The sequence below is a fragment of the Ramlibacter sp. genome, from assembly GCF_035554825.1.
Taxonomy (GTDB): domain Bacteria; phylum Pseudomonadota; class Gammaproteobacteria; order Burkholderiales; family Burkholderiaceae_C; genus Ramlibacter.
Genome location: NZ_DATMHS010000050.1, coordinates 1 through 15566 on the forward strand (window position 1 = coordinate 1; position 15566 = coordinate 15566).

The window sequence follows — 15566 nt, forward strand, 5'->3', positions numbered from 1 at the left end:
GGGCCGTCGGCGAAGCGCAGCGTGCGTGCGCCGGCGTAGGCGGAGGCCAACGGAAAATCGCCGCTGATGCCGCCGCCGCCGTGCGCCTGCATCGCCCAGTCGATCACCTGGCAAGCCATGTTCGGCGCCACCACCTTGATCATGGCGATCTCGGTGCGGGCCACCTTGTTGCCGGCCTTGTCCATCATCCACGCGGCCTTGAGCGTGAGCAGGCGCGCCATGTCGATCTTGCAGCGCGCCTCGGCGATGCGCTCCTGCGTCACGCCCTGCATCGCGACCGGCTTGCCGAAGGCCACGCGCGACAGCGAGCGGCGGCACATGAGTTCCAGCGCGCGCTCGGCGACGCCGATCAGCCGCATGCAGTGGTGGATGCGCCCGGGGCCCAGGCGCCCTTGCGCGATCTCGAACCCGCGGCCTTCGCCGAGCAGGATGTTCTTGGCCGGCACCCGCACGTTCTCGAAATACATCTCGGCGTGGCCGTGCGGCGCGTCGTCGTAACCGAACACCGTCAGCGGCCGCACGATGCGCAGGCCGGGGGTGTCGGCCGGCACCACGATCATGCTCTGCTGCGAGTGCTTGGGCGCGTCCGGATCGGTCTTGCCCATGGTGATGAACACGGCGCAGCGCGGATCGGCCGCGCCCGACGTCCACCACTTGTGGCCGTCGATGACGTAGTGATCGCCGTCGCGCTTGATGCTGGTGCAGATGTTCGTGGCGTCGGAGGAGGCGACCTCCGGCTCCGTCATCGCGAATGCGGAGCGGATCTCGCCTTCCAGCAGCGGCTTGAGCCAGCGCGCCTTGATCTCGTCGGAGCCGTAGCGCGCGATCGTCTCCATGTTGCCGGTGTCCGGCGCGGAGCAGTTGAACACCTCGCTGGCCCACGTCACCCGGCCCATGATCTCGGCCAGCGGCGCGTACTCCAGGTTGGTGAGGCCCGCGCCCTCGTAGCCGGAATGCCGAGCGCTGTCGACCGGCAGGAACAGGTTCCACAGGCCGGCCGCGCGCGCCTTGGGCTTGAGCTCCTCGATCTTCGGGATCGGCGTCCAGCGCTTGCCCGCGTCCGTGTTCGCCTGCAGCTGCTGGGCCACCACCGGCTCGTTCGGATAGATGTGGTCGTCCATGAACTTCAGCAGCCTGGCCTGAAGTTCGCGGGTCTTGGCGGAGTACTCGAATTCCATTGCTTGTCCTTTGTCTGATGAAAATCGGCCGGTCAGGCCTGGCGCGCGAACTGCCACGCCAGCTGGGCCAGCGGCCTGGCACTGGCGCCGGAGCTCACCGCGTCTGCGCTGGACGCGGTGCCGTCCACGGCCCGCTTGGCGATGCCCTGCAGGATCGCCGCGATGCGGAACATGTTGTAGGCCATGTAGAAGTTCCAGTCGGCCTTGAGCGCCGCCACCGTCGTGAGGGCGGTCCGCTCGCAGTAGCGCCGGATGTAATCGTCCTGCGCCGGGATGCCGAGCGACTGCAGGTCGAGGCCGCCGATGCCCCGGAACGACCCGTGCGGGATGTTCCACGACATGCAGTGGTAGCTGAAGTCCGCCAGCGGATGGCCCAGCGTCGACAGCTCCCAGTCGAGCACGGCGACGATGCGCGGCTCGGTCGGGTGGAACATCAGGTTGTCCAGGCGATAGTCGCCGTGGACGATCGAGACCAGGCTCTCGTCGCGCGCGGTCGCCGGGATGTGCGCCGGCAGCCACTCGATCAGGCGGTCCATCTCGGCAATCGGCTCCGTGATCGACGCCTGGTACTGCTTGCTCCAGCGGCCGATCTGGCGCTCCAGGTAGTTGCCCGGCTTGCCGTAGCCGGCGAGCCCGCGCTCGGCGAACGGCACCGTGTGCAGCGCCGCGATCACCCGGTTCATCTCGTCGTAGATCTCGCCGCGTTGCGCCGGCGTCATGCCGGGCAGCGACTGGTCCCACAGCACCCGCCCTTCCATGTACTCCATCACGTAGAAGGCGCGGCCGATCACCGCCTCGTCGTCGCACAGGCAGTACATCCGCGGCACCGGCACGTCGGTGCCGTGCAGGCCGCGCATCACCGCGAACTCGCGCTCGATGGCATGGGCGGACGGCAGCAGCTTGGCGACCGGACCGGGCTTGGCGCGCATCACGTAGCTGCGCTGCGGCGTGACCAGCTTGTAGGTGGGGTTGGACTGGCCGCCCTTGAACATCTCGACCGCGAGCGGCCCGCTGAAGCCTTCCAGATGCCGCGACAGCCAGTTCGAGAGCGCGCCGGTGTCGACGGCGTGTCGCTGCGACACCGGCTTGGTGCCGACGAACTTGTCGAACGAATCGGTCATGCTAGTTGTCGGCATCGATGATGCGCATCAGGGCCTCGCGGTTGCGCACCACCAGCCCGCCGGGTTCGATCCGGATCACGTTGTCGCGCTCCATCGCCTTGAGTTCCTGGTTGACGCGCTGGCGCGAAGCGCCGAGCAGCTGCGCCAGTTCTTCCTGCGCCAACTGCAGGCCGATCCGCACTTCGCGCCCGTCGGACAGCGAAGGCACGCCGTAGCTGCGCACCAGGTGCGTCAGCTGCTTGGCCAGGCGCGCCCGCAGCGGCAGGGTGTTGAGGTCTTCCACCAGCCCGAACAGCTGCCGGATGCGCCGTGCGTGGAGCCGCAGCAGGGCTTCGTACAGCTCCACGTGCTGGCCCAGGATCTTGCGCAGGTCGCCGCGCGCCACGCATAGCGTCGTCGTGTCGCCGTGCGCATAGGCATCGTGGGTGCGGCGATCGCCGTCGAAGATCGCCACGTCGCCGAACCAGATCCCCGGCTCGACATAGGTCAGCGTCACCTGCTTGCCCGTGATCGAGGTGGAGCTCACCCGCACCGCGCCCTTCGCGCAGGCGATCCACTCCTCCGGCGGATCGCCGCGGGCGGCGATCAGTTCGCCGTCCTTGTAGCGTTTGACGTAGGCGCATCGCAGGATGTCGTGGCGCAGTGAGGGGGAGAGGGACGAGAACCAGCGACCGGCATTGATCGCTTCTCGTTCCTCGATGGTAAGAATCGGGTCATCCATGGACTGTCGTTTCAGTGACTGCGCTGCCCGGCCATTGTCGCGTGAGGGACCGCGCGGCCACAAGCGGGTTCCCCCGCAGCGGTGCGCCGCCTACTCGTAGTCCGGGGTCTGCTTGGCCAGGAAGGCGGTGATCCCGATGCCGCCGTTCGCGTGGTGCAGGTTGCGCACGAAGTGGTCGCGCTCGCTGGCGAGCTGCCGGTTGAGCGTGGCGGCCGGCGCTTCGTTGATGAGTTCCTTGATGCTGGCCAGGACGTTGGGCGCCCGCGCGTTGAGCTGCTCGGCCAGCGTCAGGGCGGCGTCGAGCGCGCCGCCGCGCGACACCAGCCGGTTCACCAGTCCGAGCTGATGCAGGCGGGGCGCGGCGATCCGCTCGCCCGCCATCAGCAGTTCGCTCACGAGCTGGCGCGGCAGCGTCTGCGACAGGGTCCAGCTGCCGCCGCCGTCGGGCGACAGGCCGACGTTGCTGTAGGCCATGACGAAGATCGCGTCGTCGGCGGCGATGATGAAGTCGCAGGCGAGCGCCAGCGAGAAGCCGGCGCCGGCCGCCGCTCCTTCGACGGCGGCGATCACCGGCTTCGGAAAGGTGCGGATCGCCTCGATCCAGCTGTGCATCGCTTCGATGCTCTGCGCCTGCACCTCGGGCGGCCGCTGGCGGTTGGCCAGCAGCCGCTGCAGGTTGCCGCCGGCCGAGAACCAGGGACCCTCGCCGGCGATCACCACGCTGCGCACGTCGGGGTTGCTGTCGGCGGCATTGAGCGCCTCGACCCCGGCCGCGTACAGCTCCGGCCCGAGCGCGTTGCGCTGCTCGGGATTGCTCAGGGTCAGGACCATGGTGCGGCCCCGCGACGTGCTCTTCAACTCGGCCGGCATTCAGCGCTCCTCGTGCAGCAGGGACAGTCCGATGGCGCCGCGGCGGCGCAGCCAGGGACTCGGGCGGTAGCGGGGATCGCCGTAGACGGTCTGCATGTTGAACAGTACTTCCAGCACATTGGCCGGCCCCCAGCGGTCGCCCATCGCCAGCGGTCCAAGCGGATAGCCGAGCCCGAGCGTGACGGCCGTCTCCAGGTCCTTTGGCGTGCAGATGCGCTGCTGGCAGATGTCCGCGGCGATGTTGACGATGGCGGCGACCACGCGCTGGGTGACGAAGCCGCCCGAGTCGCGGATCACGCTGACGGCCTTGCCGTCCCGGGCGAACAGGGCGTGGGCCGCGTCGCGCATGTCGTCTCGCGTGGCCGGATTGGTGGCGAGCACGCGGCGCCGGGTGGCGCTGTCTTCGACCAGCAGGTCGATGCCCACCGTGCGGGCCGGATCGAGCCGCTCGACCACGGCGACCGTCGTCACGTCGAAGCCCAGCGGGGCCACCAGCGTCAGCGCCTGCAGCGAGGGCGACTGGCCGGTTTCGATCTTCGCGCCCAGGTCCTTGAGCAGTTGGTACAGCTCGGAGCGGCGCGCGGCGCGGGTCGACACCCAGACCGGCGGCAGCTCGGCGACGCTCGGCACGGGCGGCTCGGCCGGCAGCTGCGCCTTGCCGTCGACGTAGCGGTAGAAGCCTTCGCCGACCTTGCGCCCGACGACGCCGCCCGCGGCGCGCTGCGCCGTGATCACGCTCGGGCGGTAGCGCGGCTCCTCGTAGTACTGGTGGTAGATCGACTCCATGACCGGATGCGAGACGTCCAGCGCCGTGAGGTCCATCAGCTCGAAGGGACCGAGCCTGAAGCCAACCTGGTCCTTCAGGATCCGGTCGACGGTGGCGAAATCGGCCACGCCTTCGCCGACCACGCGCAGCGCCTCGGTGCCGTAGCCGCGGCCGGCGTGATTGACGATGAATCCCGGCGTGTCCTGCGCCTGCACCGGCGTGTGCCCCATGGCCCGCGTGTAGCCCATCAGCGCGTCGCACACGGCCGGGTCGGTCTTGAGGCCGGCGACCACCTCGACCACCTTCATCAGCGGCACCGGATTGAAGAAGTGGTAGCCAGCCACCTGCTGCGGCCGCTGCAGGCCGGCGGCGATCGCCGTCACCGACAGCGAGGACGTGTTGGTCGCGAGCACCGTGGCCGGGCGCGTGATGCGTTCCAGATCGGCGAACAGGGCCCGCTTCACGTCGAGCCGTTCGACGATCGCCTCGACCACGAGATCGCAATCGGCCAGCGCCTGGAGCGCGTCGACGACCTGCAGCCGTTCCTTGTAGGCGGCCGCCGTCGGCGGGTCCAGGCGGCCTTTTTCGGTCATGCGGTCCCATTGGCCGCAGATCTCGGCGCGTGCCTTGACGGCAGCCTGCGGCTGGGTGTCGAACAGTCGCACGGCGCTGCCCGCCTGCGCGCACATCTGGGCGATGCCGCGCCCCATCGCGCCGGCGCCGGCGATGCCCACGGTGTTGAAGGCAAGAGTCATGGGCGCATTATCCGGGAGCGGCCCGGCGGCCCTTCGGCCGCGGCTGCTGCAGGCGCGACGCCCAGGCGCTGCCGGCGGCCGCCAGCAGCAGGATCGTGAAGCCGACCCAGTGCAGGTGGTCCATGGTGCCGGTGCGCTCGATCAGCCAGCCACCGCCGGCCGCGCCGAGCGCCTGGCCGGCGTACATCGCCGAGCTGTTCAAGGCGATGGAGCCGGCGGCCAGTGCCGGCGCGATGCCGACCAGCCGTGCCTGCTGCGCCGAATTGGTCGCGAAGCAGCCGAGCGCCCACGGGACCGAGACGGCGGCGGCCAGCACCATGCTCGTGCCGAGCGGCCAGGCGAGCAGGCTGGCGGCCATCGCGCAGATGCCCAGCAGCACGGCCCGCCCGGCGCCGAAGCGATCGACGTGCCGCGACATCACGATGTTGCCCAGGAAGCCGAAGGCGCCGAACCACATCAGGAGCAGGCTCAGCTGGCCGACGGTGACGCCGATCTTCTGCCTGAAATACGGCGCGAGGTAGGCGAACAGCACGAACTGCCCGGCCGCATAGAGCACGGTCACGAGGATGCACACCATGAGCGGCGCCGAGCCGAAGGTGGCGGCCCAGGCCGCGCGCGACAGCGCCGGCGGCTTCACGCCGTCGGGCATGGCCCGCCAGACCCACGCCGCGCCGGCGAAGCTCAGCACGCCGACCAGGACGAACGCGCTGTTCCAGTCGAAGGTGCCGCCCACGTAGGCGCCGATCGGCATGCCGAGGACCGACGCGACCGACCAGCCGAGGAAGACGAAGGTGATGCCGCGGCCCCGGAGCGGCGGCGGGACCAGGAGCCCGATGCAGGCGGCGGCCTGCGGCGTGAAGACCGCGGGGGCGATCAGCGCCAGCACCCGCAGCGGCAACAGGCTGGCGAAGGTCGGCGCCGCCGCGCACGCCAGGTGCAAGGCTGCGTACCACAGCAGGGACAGGGCGAGCAGGCGCCGGCGGTCCCAGCCGGCGACCACGGCGGCCAGCAGCGGCGCGCTGGCGCACATGAGGAGGGCGCCGGCCGAAATCAGCCGTCCGGCCGTCGGCACCGGGACCCGGAAGGCGTTGCTGATCTCGTTGAGCGTGCCGGCCACGATCATCACGCCGGTGCCGATCACGAAGTTGCCGAACAGCAGGGACCACAGCACGGCCGGCATGGCGGGCTGGCGGTCGGCAGGGGCGGGCGTCGGGCGGGCGATCGTCATGCGCGGTCGGGGCAACGGAGCGCGAGTGTGTCACCCCCGCCGCCGCCGCGCATCGGTGCCGGCCCGCCGGTTGCCGCGCAGGCGACAGCCGGGCGCCTGCGTCGGGAACGAACGGCCCCAGGGAGCGCCTTGGCGCCGGCCCTGCGGTCGGGCGGTCCGGCGGCTCGGCGGATCGGCCGGGCGAGACTCAGGTCAGCGGCGCACCTGCAGCGCCGCCGGGTTGACGATGTTGGTTGGCGTGCCTTTGATGAAGTTCACCACGTTGTCGAACGCGGCGCCGAAGTACATCTCATAGCTGTCCAGCTCCACGTAGCCGATGTGCGGCGTGCAGATGCAGTTTTCCAGGCGCAGCAGGGCGTGGCCCTGCAGGATCGGTTCGCTCTCGAACACGTCGACGGCGGCCATGCCGGGCCGACCGCGGTTCAAGGCGGCGATCAGCGCGTCGTGCTCGATCAGCTCGGCGCGCGAGGTGTTCACCAGCAGCGACGTCGGCTTCATCCGGCTGAGGTCTTCCAGGCGCACGATGCCCGTGGTTTCGTCCGAGAGCCGCAGGTGCAGCGTGAGCACGTCGCTGTGCACGAACAGGTCCTCCGGGCCGTTGACGACCTGCATGCCGTCGGCCAGCGCCTTCTCGCGCGAAGTCTGGCTGCCCCACACGAGCACCTGCATGCCGAAGGCCTTGCCGTAGCCGGCGACGAGCTGGCCGATCTTGCCGTAGCCCCAGATGCCCAGCGTGCGGCCGCGCAGCACCATGCCGAGGCCGAAGTTGGCCGGCATCGAGGCCGACTTCATGCCGGACTGCTGCCAGCCGCCGTGCTTCAGGGTGCTGATGTACTGCGGCAGCCGCCGCATCGCGGCCATGATCAACGCCCACGTGAGCTCCGCCGGCGCCACCGGGGAGCCGACGCCTTCCGCCACGGCGATACCGCGCTCGGTGCAGGCCTGCAGGTCGATGTGCCCGCCCACCCGGCCGGTCTGCGCGATCAGGCGCAGGCGCGGCAGCTTTTCCAGCAGCTGACGGGTGATGTGGGTGCGCTCGCGGATCAGGACGATGACGTCGGCGTCACGCAGCCGCACGGAGAGCTGGCCGATGCCCTTGACGGTGTTGGTGTAGACCTTGGCTGGATAGGCTTCGAGCTTGGCGGCGCATTTGAGCTTGCGCACCGCATCCTGGTAATCGTCGAGGATCACGATGTTCATGCCTCGATTGTGCCTCGCCGCCCAGCGCGCCCAAGGCCGGGCGGGGCGCGCTCCAGGTAGCATTCGCGCTTTCGTTTCGTTACTCAGGAGTTTCCATGACGATGTCCATGTCCGCGGCCAGCCTGCCGGTGTTCACCACGATGCTCGGCAACCTGAGCCACATCCTCGGCAAGGCGGCCGCGCATGCCGAGGCGAAAAAGTTCGACCCGGTGGTCCTGCTCCAGTACCGGCTGGCACCCGACATGCTGCCCTTCACGCGGCAGGTGCTGATCGCCTGCGATGCGGCGAAGAACGGCGTGGCGCGCATCTCGGGCGTCGAAGCGCCGCGGTTCGAGGACAACGAGGCGAGCTTCCCCGAATTGCAGGAGCGCATCCGCAAGACGCTGGCGTACCTGGCGTCGGTGCCGGCCGGCGCGCTCGATGGCACGGAAGACAAGGAGATCACCTTCCCCGCCGGCCGCGACAAGACGCGCACGATGAAGGCCGAGGCGTACCTGAAACACTGGGCGCTGCCGAACTTCTTCTTCCACATCACCATGGCCTACGCGATCCTGCGCCACAACGGCGTGGACCTGGGCAAGGCGGACTACCTGGCGGGCGCGAACGCTGGCTGACAGACCGGCGGTGACGCGGCCGGACGGCCGCCGGGCCGCCCGACACCGGTGGCGCTGCACAGGCTGCTCAGCCCGCCGCCGCCTCGAGCGCCGCGAGGCGCTCGAGTTCGGCGCAGACGTCGGCCATGCGGCCGGAGATCACCATCCGGCCGGCGCTGGCGGCGGCCGGCGAGGCTTCCACCACGCGCACCACGCGCAGGCTGCGCACGGGGGCGACGGCAGGCGCCACCGCAGGCATCGAGGTCGTGGCCCCTGGCAGGCTGGCCGGCCGGTGCGCCGGCGGCAGGTCGGCCGACGCGCGAATGGAGCGGGCGAGCGCCCCGGCCAGCCGTTGCAGGCGCGAGAAGAGGGCGTTGGCGGCGAACAGTGGCATTCCCATGTGAATCTCCCTGGATCAAGAGGTTGGACACAGGCGAGATTCGACGATGGGGGCTGCCGCGCAGGGTGATGGCTCCCGGCCATACGCCCGCCACCTGCGCGGCGCCCGGCACGCTACATGAGCATGGTGTTGCGGATCAGGCCGACGGCGAGGCCCTCGATCTCGAAGGGTTCGCCCGGCTCGACCACGATGGTCGGGTAATCGGGGTTTTCGGCGTGCAGCTCGATCAGGTGCTTGTTGCGGCGGAAGCGCTTGACGGTCACTTCGTCGCCCAGCCGGGCCACCACGATCTGGCCGTTCTTCGCTTCCCGCGTGGCCTGCACCGCGAGCAGGTCGCCGTCCATGATGCCGGCGTCTCGCATCGACATGCCGCGCACCTTCAGCAGGTAATCGGGCCGGCGCTGGAACAGGCTGCTCTCGACGAAGTAGGTCTGGTCCACGTGCTCCTGGGCCAGGATCGGCGAGCCCGCCGCGACGCGGCCGATCAGCGGCAGCGCGAGCTGCGCGAGGCTTTGCAGCGGCAGCGAGAACTGGCGGTTGCGCGACTCGTTGATGGAGCGCAGCGCGTCGCTGCGCAGCCGGATGCCGCGCGACGTGCCGCTGACCAGTTCGATGGCGCCCTTGCGCGCCAGCGCCTGCAGGTGTTCCTCGGCGGCGTTGGCCGACTTGAATCCCAGTTCGGCGGCGATCTCCGCCCGGGTCGGCGGCGCGCCGGTGCGCGCGATGGCGCTCTGGATCAGGTCCAGAATCTGCTGCTGGCGGGCGGTGAGCTTGGGCGTGTCGAGCATGCGGCCTCCACTGGGTTGATATCCAGTACCTGTATTTTTAAACAGTTTTCGAAAGTGCGCAAGTGACTCCACCAAAAATCGTCGTCCTCGGCACCGGCGGCACGCTGGCGGGCAGCGCCGCGAACGCGGCCGACAACCTGGGTTACCAGGCCGGCCAGATCGGCATCGCCCAGCTGCTGGCCGGCATTCCCGGATTACGCGACCTGCCGCTCGCGACCGAGGACGTGGCGCGGATCGACAGCAAGGACATGGGCTTCGAAGTCTGGCGCAGCCTGGCGCTGCGCTGCGCGCACTGGCTGGCGCAGGACGACGTCGCCGGCATCGTGGTCGGCCACGGCACCGACACGCTGGAGGAGACGGCGTTCTTCCTGCACTCGGTGCTGGGTCCGGCCAAGCCGGTGGTGGTGACGTGCGCGATGCGGCCGGCCAGCGCGCTGGCGCCGGACGGGCCGCAGAACCTGGTCGATGCGATCGCGGTGGCGGCCACGGCCGGTGCGCGCGGCGTCGTCGCCGTCTGCGCCGGCACCGTGCACGCGGCGCTGGATGTCGCCAAGCAGCACACCTACCGGCTGGACGCGTTCACCTCGGGCGATGCCGGGCCGATCGGCTATGTCGAGGAACGGCGCGTTCGCCTGGTGCGTCCCTGGCCGGGCGAGGAACGGCTGCCGGCCGTGCTGGAGCGCCTGCCCGCGGTCGTGCGCTGGCCGCGGGTGGAAATCGTCACCAGCCACGCCGGTGCCTCGGGCGCGGTGGTGGAGGCGCTCGTGGCGCAAGGCGTCGACGGGTTGGTGGTGGCGGCCACCGGCAACGGCACGGTGCACCACGAGCTGGAAACGGCGCTGTTGGCGGCGCGCGAGCGCGGGGTGCGGGTGTTGCGCGCGAGCCGCTGCGCGCAGGGACTGGTGCAGTCCACCGCCCACGACTGGCTGCCGCACGCGGGCGGGCTGTCGCCGGTCAAGGCGCGGATCGTGCTGCTGCTGGAACTGCTGCCCTGAAGGGCGTCAGACGGCGAGGGCGCCCATCACGCGGGCCGTGATTTCCTCCACCGTCCCGGTGCCGCTGATCGAGCGGTACTTGGGCGCGCCGGCCGGATCGGACTTGGCCCAGGACGAGTAGTACTCCACCAGCGGACGCGTCTGGTCGGCGTAGACCTGCAGCCGCTTGATCACGGTCTCTTCCCGGTCGTCGTCGCGCTGCACCAGCGGCTCGCCGGTGACGTCGTCCAGACCCGCGACCTTCGGCGGGTTGAAGGTCACGTGGTAGGTGCGCCCGGACGCCGGATGCGAGCGGCGGCCGCTCATGCGCTCCACGATCGCCGAAGGCGGCACGTCGATCTCGAGCACGTAGTCGATCTTGACGCCGGCCGCGCGCATCGCCTCGGCCTGCGGAATCGTGCGGGGAAAGCCGTCGAACAGGAAGCCTCTGGCGCAATCGGGCTGCGCCAGGCGCTCCTTCACCAGGCCGATGATGATGTCGTCGCCGACCAGCGCGCCCGCGTCCATGACCTTCTTCGCGGCCACGCCCAGCGGCGTGCCGGCCTTGACCGCCGCCCGCAGCATGTCGCCGGTGGAGATCTGCGGAATGCCGTATTTCTGGCAGATGAAAGTTGCTTGCGTTCCTTTGCCGGCGCCGGGTGCGCCCAACAGGATGAGTCTCATGGAAGTCCTCTGAGTATGCGTAGCTCTTCTTCGGCGCCCGATGGCCGGCGAGCCGCCGGCGCGGTGCGCAAGTTTGCGCACAGGATAGCACGCGTCAGCGTGTGCTCAGCCTATGGCGCGAGCTGCGCCCAGCAGGCGCGCACCCGCGCGAGATCCTCCGGCGTGTCGACGCCAGGCCCCGGCGCGTGCGCCGTCACGTGGACGGCGATGCGGTGCCCGTGCCACATCGCGCGCAGCTGCTCCAGCGCCTCGGTCCGTTCGATCGCGGCGGGCGGCAGATGCGGGAACGCGCGCAGGAAGCCGGCACGGTAGGCGTAGATGCCGACATGCCGCAGCGGCGCCATCGGCGGCAGCGCCGCGATCGCCTGGCCGTAGCCGTCGCGCCACCACGGGATCGGCGCCCGGCTGAAATACATGGCGATGCCGTTCACGTCGAGCACCACCTTCACCACGTTCGGATTGGCGAAGTCCCGCAGGTCGGCGATCGGGTGGGCCGCCGTGCCGATGGCGGCCTCGGCGCGGGCTTGCAGCAGCCCCGCGACGGCATCGATCAGCGACGGCTCGATCAGCGGCTCGTCGCCTTGCACGTTGACGACGATGTCGTCGCCGGTGAGCCGCAGCAGCTCGCAGCTTTCGGCCAGGCGATCGCTGCCGGTGGCGTGGTCGGTGCGGGTCAGCACGGCCTCCACCCCATGGGCCGCGCACGCGTCGACGATGGTGGAATCGTCGGCGGCGACCACCACGCGCCGGGCCGCCGACCGGGCGGCGCGCTCGGCGACCCGCACCACCATCGGCCGGCCGCCGATGTCGGCCAGCGGCTTGCCCGGCAGCCGGGTCGATGCGAGCCGGGCCGGAATGAGGACGCAAAAACCCATCAGGCGAGCGGCGTGCGTTTGGGCAGCCGCTCCAGTTCCTCGTCGCTCAGCGTGCGCGCTTCTTCTTCGAGCATGACCGGGATGCCGTCGCGGATCGGGTAGGCCAGCCGTGCGCTGCGCGACACCAGCTCCTGCCGCTCGCGGTCGTAGTCGAGGTGGCCCTTGGTGACCGGGCACACCAGCAGCTCAAGAAGTTTCGGGTCCATGGGTCGATGATAGCTTCGCGTCCAGCGCGCGGTCGAACGCCGTCCAGAAGGCGGGCTCGACGTCCACCAGCAAGCCGACCGCCCAGGCGTCCGGCCGCCGTCGCCACAGCTTCACCGCGTCCTTCTCGGTGCAGACCAGCTCGGCGGCGTCGAGTCCGTCGGGGAGCGTGCCGAAGTCGTAGTGGTCGGGCAGGGCGATGGCGCGCTCCAGGTGCAGCCCCTGGCGGCGCAGCATGTCGAAAAAGGCCTGCGGCTGGCCGACGCCGGCCAACGCGGTGAGCGGCCGGCCCGCCAGGGCCGCGAGCGCGGCCGGCGTGCCGTCGGCGCGGCGGGCCGCGGCGGCGAGGCGCCGGCGCACCTCGAAGCCGCCGATCCTGGCGGCGCCCGCGGTGCGCAGCACGAAGTCGACCGGCCGCGGCCACGGCTCGCGCAAGGGCCCGGCCGGCAACAACCAGCCGTTGCCGGCGCCGCGGTCGTCGAACACGCAGACCTCCAGATCGCGCCGCATGCGGTAATGCTGCAGGCCGTCGTCGCTGACGATCACCCGGCAGCCGGGATGCGCGGCGAGCAGTGCCCGCGCGGCCTGCACGCGCGAAGCGGCAACGAACACCGGCGCCCGCGTCTCGCGGGCCACGAGCAGCGGCTCGTCGCCGACATCCGCGGCGGCGCTGTCGGGCCGGACCTCGCGGCAATCGCTGGTGCGCCGGCCATGGCCGCGCGAGACCACGCCGGGTTGGAGCCCGCGCGCCTGCAGGTGGCGCACCAGCGCCATGACGATCGGCGTCTTGCCCGCGCCCCCGGCGACGACGTTGCCCACGACGACCACCGGCGCGGCGACGGTCTGGCTGCGCGCCAGCCCGGTCCGGTACGCCAGCCGCCGCAGCGCGGCCAGCGTGGCGAACACCAGCGAGGCCGGCCACAGGGCCCGGGCGAGCGGCCCGCGCCGCAGCCACGCGCGCTGCAACGCGAGCGCCAGATTCATCGTCAGCGTTTCCCGGCCTGGGCCGAGGACTGGGTGGCGAAGGTGATCTGGGACAGCCCGGCGCGGCGCGCCGCCTCCATCACCGTGATCACCGCCTGGTGCGGCGCGGCGGCGTCGGCGGTGATGATGACCACGCTGTCCTTGCCGGCCTTGGCGGCTTCGCCCAGGGCCACGGCCACGCCTTCGACGCCGCGGCCCGCCAGTGGCGTGCCCTGCACCGAGTAGCGGCCGTCGCTGCTGACGGCGACGAGCACTTCCTTCGGGTAGTCGCGCTGGGTCTCGGCGTCGGCCACCGGCAGCTTCAGCTGCAGCTCGGTGTACTTGCTGTACGTCGTGGAGAGCATCAGGAAGATCAGCACCACGAGCAGCACGTCGATGAACGGGATCAGGTTGATCTCCGGTTCCTCCTTGGCGCGCGGGCGGAAGTTCATGGCCGGCGCAGGTTGTTGAGGTGGCGCATGAAGCGCTCGGCCGAGAGCTCCAGCGTGAGCAGGTATTCGTCGACGCGCACGCGGAAATAGCGCCAGAAGATCAGCGAGGGGATCGCCACGATCAGGCCGAAGGCGGTGTTGTACAGGGCGACGGAGATGCCGTGGGCCAGCTGCGCCGGGTTGCCGCCGGTGGCGCCGCCGGCGGGCGACTGCGAGCCGAAGATCTCGATCATGCCGATGACGGTGCCCAGCAGGCCCAGCAGCGGGGCGGCCGACGCGATCGTGGCCAGCGAGCTCAGGTAGCGCTCCAGGCGATGGGCCACGGCGCGGCCGGTGTTTTCCATGTGGGCGCGCAGATCCAGCTCGGTGCAGGTGGGATCGGAATTGAGCGCCCGCAAGCCGCTGGCAAGCACCTCGCCCAGGGCCGAGTTCTGTTCGAGCTGGGTGACGACGTCCGGGCCGGGCACGGTGTTGCGGGAAACCGCGATCGCCTCGTCCAGCAGCCGCGGCGGCGCCACTTTGGCGACCTGCAGGCTGAGAAAGCGCTCGATGACGAGGGCCAGGGCCAGGATGGAGCAGGCAACCAGCGGCCAGATCGGCCAGCCTGCGGCTTGTATGATGGAAAACAAGGGACGGATCTCCAGAGCTGCGAGGACTCAGCAGCGGGCCATTATCGTGTACTCCGCATGGCTGTAGGACAAACCGCTCAGCTGTAGGAGCCAACCCACAGTTGATGTGGATAACTTTGTGCAAAAAGCCGACACGGACGCTGCCGCGCCCGCGCCAAATCTGGCCCAAATCCGATTGATGACACTTTGAGCACAAAAAACCTCAATCAAATCAAACACTTGCTCGACGGAATGCGGCTCGGGCGGGGTGACCCCGCGACCCGCAGGGGATGGACCTCCGTCTGTGGACTGTTCGCCGGCGGCAAGCCCGCGCCGACCCGCGCTTTTCCTCATGGTTGACGCGGACCGCCCAGGATTGGCGCCGCGGATCTGGCAAGTCGGGGCGCTGTGCCGCGCCATTGCTGACAGCCTGGAGGCCCGGTTCAATCCGGTGGCCGTCCGCGGCGAGATTTCGGCCTTCTCGGCCGCTCCCAGCGGGCACTGCTACTTCTCGTTGAAGGACGGCCAGGGGCAGATCCGCTGCGCCATGTTCCGCCGGGCAGCGCAACTGCTGGCCTTCCGGCCGCGCGAGGGCGACAGCGTGGAGGTGCTCGGACGGCTGGGCGTCTACGAGCCCCGGGGCGACCTCCAGCTGATCGTCGAGACCATGCGGCCCGCCGGGCAGGGCGCCTTGTACGAGCAGTTCCTGCGCCTGAAAGCGCGGCTCGAGGATGAAGGCCTGTTCGACAGCGCCCGCAAGCGGCCGGCTCCCGCGCTGCCTCGGGGCATCGGGGTGGTGACGTCGACCGGCGCGGCGGCGCTGCACGACGTCGTCACGGCACTGCGGCGCCGGGCCGGCCACGTGCCCGTGGTGCTGGCGCCGGCGGCGGTGCAGGGAGCGCAGGCGCCGGCGGAACTCGTCGCCGCGCTGCAGTCGCTGTATCGGCTGGCCCAGGCCGGCACGCTCGACGTCATCCTGTTGGTGCGCGGCGGCGGCTCGATCGAGGACCTCTGGGCCTTCAACGACGAGCGGCTCGCGCGCACCATCGTCGCCAGCCCGGTGCCGCTCATCTGCGGGGTCGGCCATGAAACCGACTTCACCATCGCCGACTTCTGCGCCGACGTGCGGGCGCCGACTCCGACCGCGGCGGCCGAGCTGGCGGCCCAGCCGCGCGATGCCTGGCTG

Annotated in this window: 18 protein-coding genes; 3 read left to right on the forward strand and 15 right to left on the reverse strand. The window is 70.4% G+C overall.

The features are described 5' to 3' along the window. From VNT59_RS05485 to VNT59_RS05515, 7 genes are all read right to left on the reverse strand, one after another. The coding region (locus tag VNT59_RS05485) for an acyl-CoA dehydrogenase family protein (RefSeq protein WP_325497314.1) at positions 1-1178 on the reverse strand (1178 nt) is incomplete at its 3' end. A 32-nt stretch (positions 1179-1210) separates the two neighbouring features. Then, a complete protein-coding gene (locus VNT59_RS05490) occupies positions 1211-2299 on the reverse strand; it encodes a phosphotransferase (protein WP_325497315.1) in 1089 nt (362 codons plus the stop codon). 1 nt (position 2300) lies between these two features. Next, positions 2301-3020: a Crp/Fnr family transcriptional regulator gene (locus VNT59_RS05495; protein ID WP_325497316.1), complete on the reverse strand. Its 720-nt coding sequence runs from the start codon at positions 3018-3020 to the stop codon at positions 2301-2303. A gap of 90 nt (positions 3021-3110) precedes the next feature. Then, the gene (locus VNT59_RS05500; protein ID WP_325497317.1) at positions 3111-3890 is read right to left on the reverse strand and encodes an oxepin-CoA hydrolase, alternative type; all 780 of its coding nucleotides are present in this window, start codon (positions 3888-3890) and stop codon (positions 3111-3113) included. Beyond that, positions 3891-5411: a 3-hydroxyacyl-CoA dehydrogenase gene (locus VNT59_RS05505; RefSeq protein WP_325497318.1), complete on the reverse strand. Its 1521-nt coding sequence runs from the start codon at positions 5409-5411 to the stop codon at positions 3891-3893. A gap of 7 nt (positions 5412-5418) precedes the next feature. After that, complete coding sequence (locus VNT59_RS05510) at positions 5419-6639, reverse strand: MFS transporter (protein WP_325497319.1); 1221 nt, start codon at positions 6637-6639, stop codon at positions 5419-5421. A 192-nt stretch (positions 6640-6831) separates the two neighbouring features. Then, on the reverse strand, positions 6832-7839 hold the full coding sequence (locus VNT59_RS05515) for a D-2-hydroxyacid dehydrogenase family protein (RefSeq protein ID WP_325497320.1): 1008 nt from the start codon (positions 7837-7839) through the stop codon (positions 6832-6834). Positions 7840-7934: 95 nt separating this feature from the next. Here VNT59_RS05515 and VNT59_RS05520 point away from each other — a divergent pair, with 95 nt between their 5' ends. After that, positions 7935-8453 carry a DUF1993 domain-containing protein gene (locus tag VNT59_RS05520; RefSeq protein ID WP_325497321.1) on the forward strand — a complete coding sequence of 173 codons (519 nt, stop codon included), beginning with the start codon at positions 7935-7937 and terminating at the stop codon, positions 8451-8453. 67 nt (positions 8454-8520) lie between these two features. Here VNT59_RS05520 and VNT59_RS05525 read toward each other — a convergent pair whose 3' ends face one another. After that, entirely contained in the window at positions 8521-8832 is a 312-nt protein-coding gene (locus VNT59_RS05525; RefSeq protein WP_325497322.1) for a hypothetical protein, read from the reverse strand. 113 nt (positions 8833-8945) lie between these two features. Beyond that, the gene (gene lexA, locus VNT59_RS05530) at positions 8946-9620 is read right to left on the reverse strand and encodes a transcriptional repressor LexA (protein ID WP_325497323.1); all 675 of its coding nucleotides are present in this window, start codon (positions 9618-9620) and stop codon (positions 8946-8948) included. A gap of 62 nt (positions 9621-9682) precedes the next feature. Between lexA and VNT59_RS05535 the strand changes: the two genes are divergently transcribed. After that, on the forward strand, positions 9683-10615 hold the full coding sequence (locus VNT59_RS05535) for an asparaginase (RefSeq protein ID WP_325497324.1): 933 nt from the start codon (positions 9683-9685) through the stop codon (positions 10613-10615). 6 nt (positions 10616-10621) lie between these two features. Here VNT59_RS05535 and adk read toward each other — a convergent pair whose 3' ends face one another. The 6 genes from adk to VNT59_RS05565 form a co-directional block, all read right to left on the reverse strand. Then, a complete protein-coding gene (gene adk / locus VNT59_RS05540) occupies positions 10622-11278 on the reverse strand; it encodes an adenylate kinase (protein ID WP_325497325.1) in 657 nt (218 codons plus the stop codon). 110 nt (positions 11279-11388) lie between these two features. Continuing rightward, positions 11389-12153, reverse strand: a complete 765-nt coding sequence (gene kdsB / locus VNT59_RS05545; RefSeq protein WP_325497326.1) for a 3-deoxy-manno-octulosonate cytidylyltransferase — start codon at positions 12151-12153, stop codon at positions 11389-11391. After that, a complete protein-coding gene (locus VNT59_RS05550; RefSeq protein ID WP_325497327.1) occupies positions 12153-12359 on the reverse strand; it encodes a Trm112 family protein in 207 nt (68 codons plus the stop codon). The genes kdsB and VNT59_RS05550 overlap by 1 nt, the downstream gene beginning before the upstream one ends. Next, the gene (lpxK, locus tag VNT59_RS05555; RefSeq protein WP_325497328.1) at positions 12340-13341 is read right to left on the reverse strand and encodes a tetraacyldisaccharide 4'-kinase; all 1002 of its coding nucleotides are present in this window, start codon (positions 13339-13341) and stop codon (positions 12340-12342) included. The genes VNT59_RS05550 and lpxK overlap by 20 nt, the downstream gene beginning before the upstream one ends. A gap of 2 nt (positions 13342-13343) precedes the next feature. Next, positions 13344-13772, reverse strand: a complete 429-nt coding sequence (locus VNT59_RS05560) for a biopolymer transporter ExbD (protein WP_325497329.1) — start codon at positions 13770-13772, stop codon at positions 13344-13346. Beyond that, positions 13769-14401: a MotA/TolQ/ExbB proton channel family protein gene (locus tag VNT59_RS05565; RefSeq protein ID WP_325497330.1), complete on the reverse strand. Its 633-nt coding sequence runs from the start codon at positions 14399-14401 to the stop codon at positions 13769-13771. The genes VNT59_RS05560 and VNT59_RS05565 overlap by 4 nt, the downstream gene beginning before the upstream one ends. Positions 14402-14732: 331 nt before the next feature. On the opposite strand from VNT59_RS05565, the gene xseA reads away from it, so the two are divergent. Continuing rightward, positions 14733-15566: exodeoxyribonuclease VII large subunit (gene xseA, locus VNT59_RS05570; protein WP_325497331.1), on the forward strand; the 834-nt coding region annotated here is incomplete at its 3' end.

Bases quoted from the DNA above. Each gene is read 5' to 3' on its own strand.
- VNT59_RS05510 (WP_325497319.1), bottom strand. From the start codon at position 6,639: ATGACGATCGCCCGCCCGACGCCCGCCCCTGCCGACCGCCAGCCCGCC.
- VNT59_RS05560 (WP_325497329.1), bottom strand. From the start codon at position 13,772: ATGAACTTCCGCCCGCGCGCCAAGGAGGAACCGGAGATCAACCTGATC.
- VNT59_RS05500 (WP_325497317.1), bottom strand. From the start codon at position 3,890: ATGCCGGCCGAGTTGAAGAGCACGTCGCGGGGCCGCACCATGGTCCTG.
- VNT59_RS05490 (WP_325497315.1), bottom strand. From the start codon at position 2,299: ATGACCGATTCGTTCGACAAGTTCGTCGGCACCAAGCCGGTGTCGCAG.
- adk (WP_325497325.1), bottom strand. From the start codon at position 11,278: ATGAGACTCATCCTGTTGGGCGCACCCGGCGCCGGCAAAGGAACGCAA.
- VNT59_RS05515 (WP_325497320.1), bottom strand. From the start codon at position 7,839: ATGAACATCGTGATCCTCGACGATTACCAGGATGCGGTGCGCAAGCTC.
- VNT59_RS05495 (WP_325497316.1), bottom strand. From the start codon at position 3,020: ATGGATGACCCGATTCTTACCATCGAGGAACGAGAAGCGATCAATGCC.
- VNT59_RS05525 (WP_325497322.1), bottom strand. From the start codon at position 8,832: ATGGGAATGCCACTGTTCGCCGCCAACGCCCTCTTCTCGCGCCTGCAA.
- VNT59_RS05550 (WP_325497327.1), bottom strand. From the start codon at position 12,359: ATGGACCCGAAACTTCTTGAGCTGCTGGTGTGCCCGGTCACCAAGGGC.
- lexA (WP_325497323.1), bottom strand. From the start codon at position 9,620: ATGCTCGACACGCCCAAGCTCACCGCCCGCCAGCAGCAGATTCTGGAC.
- lpxK (WP_325497328.1), bottom strand. From the start codon at position 13,341: ATGAATCTGGCGCTCGCGTTGCAGCGCGCGTGGCTGCGGCGCGGGCCG.
- VNT59_RS05505 (WP_325497318.1), bottom strand. From the start codon at position 5,411: ATGACTCTTGCCTTCAACACCGTGGGCATCGCCGGCGCCGGCGCGATG.
- kdsB (WP_325497326.1), bottom strand. From the start codon at position 12,153: ATGGGTTTTTGCGTCCTCATTCCGGCCCGGCTCGCATCGACCCGGCTG.
- VNT59_RS05520 (WP_325497321.1), top strand. From the start codon at position 7,935: ATGACGATGTCCATGTCCGCGGCCAGCCTGCCGGTGTTCACCACGATG.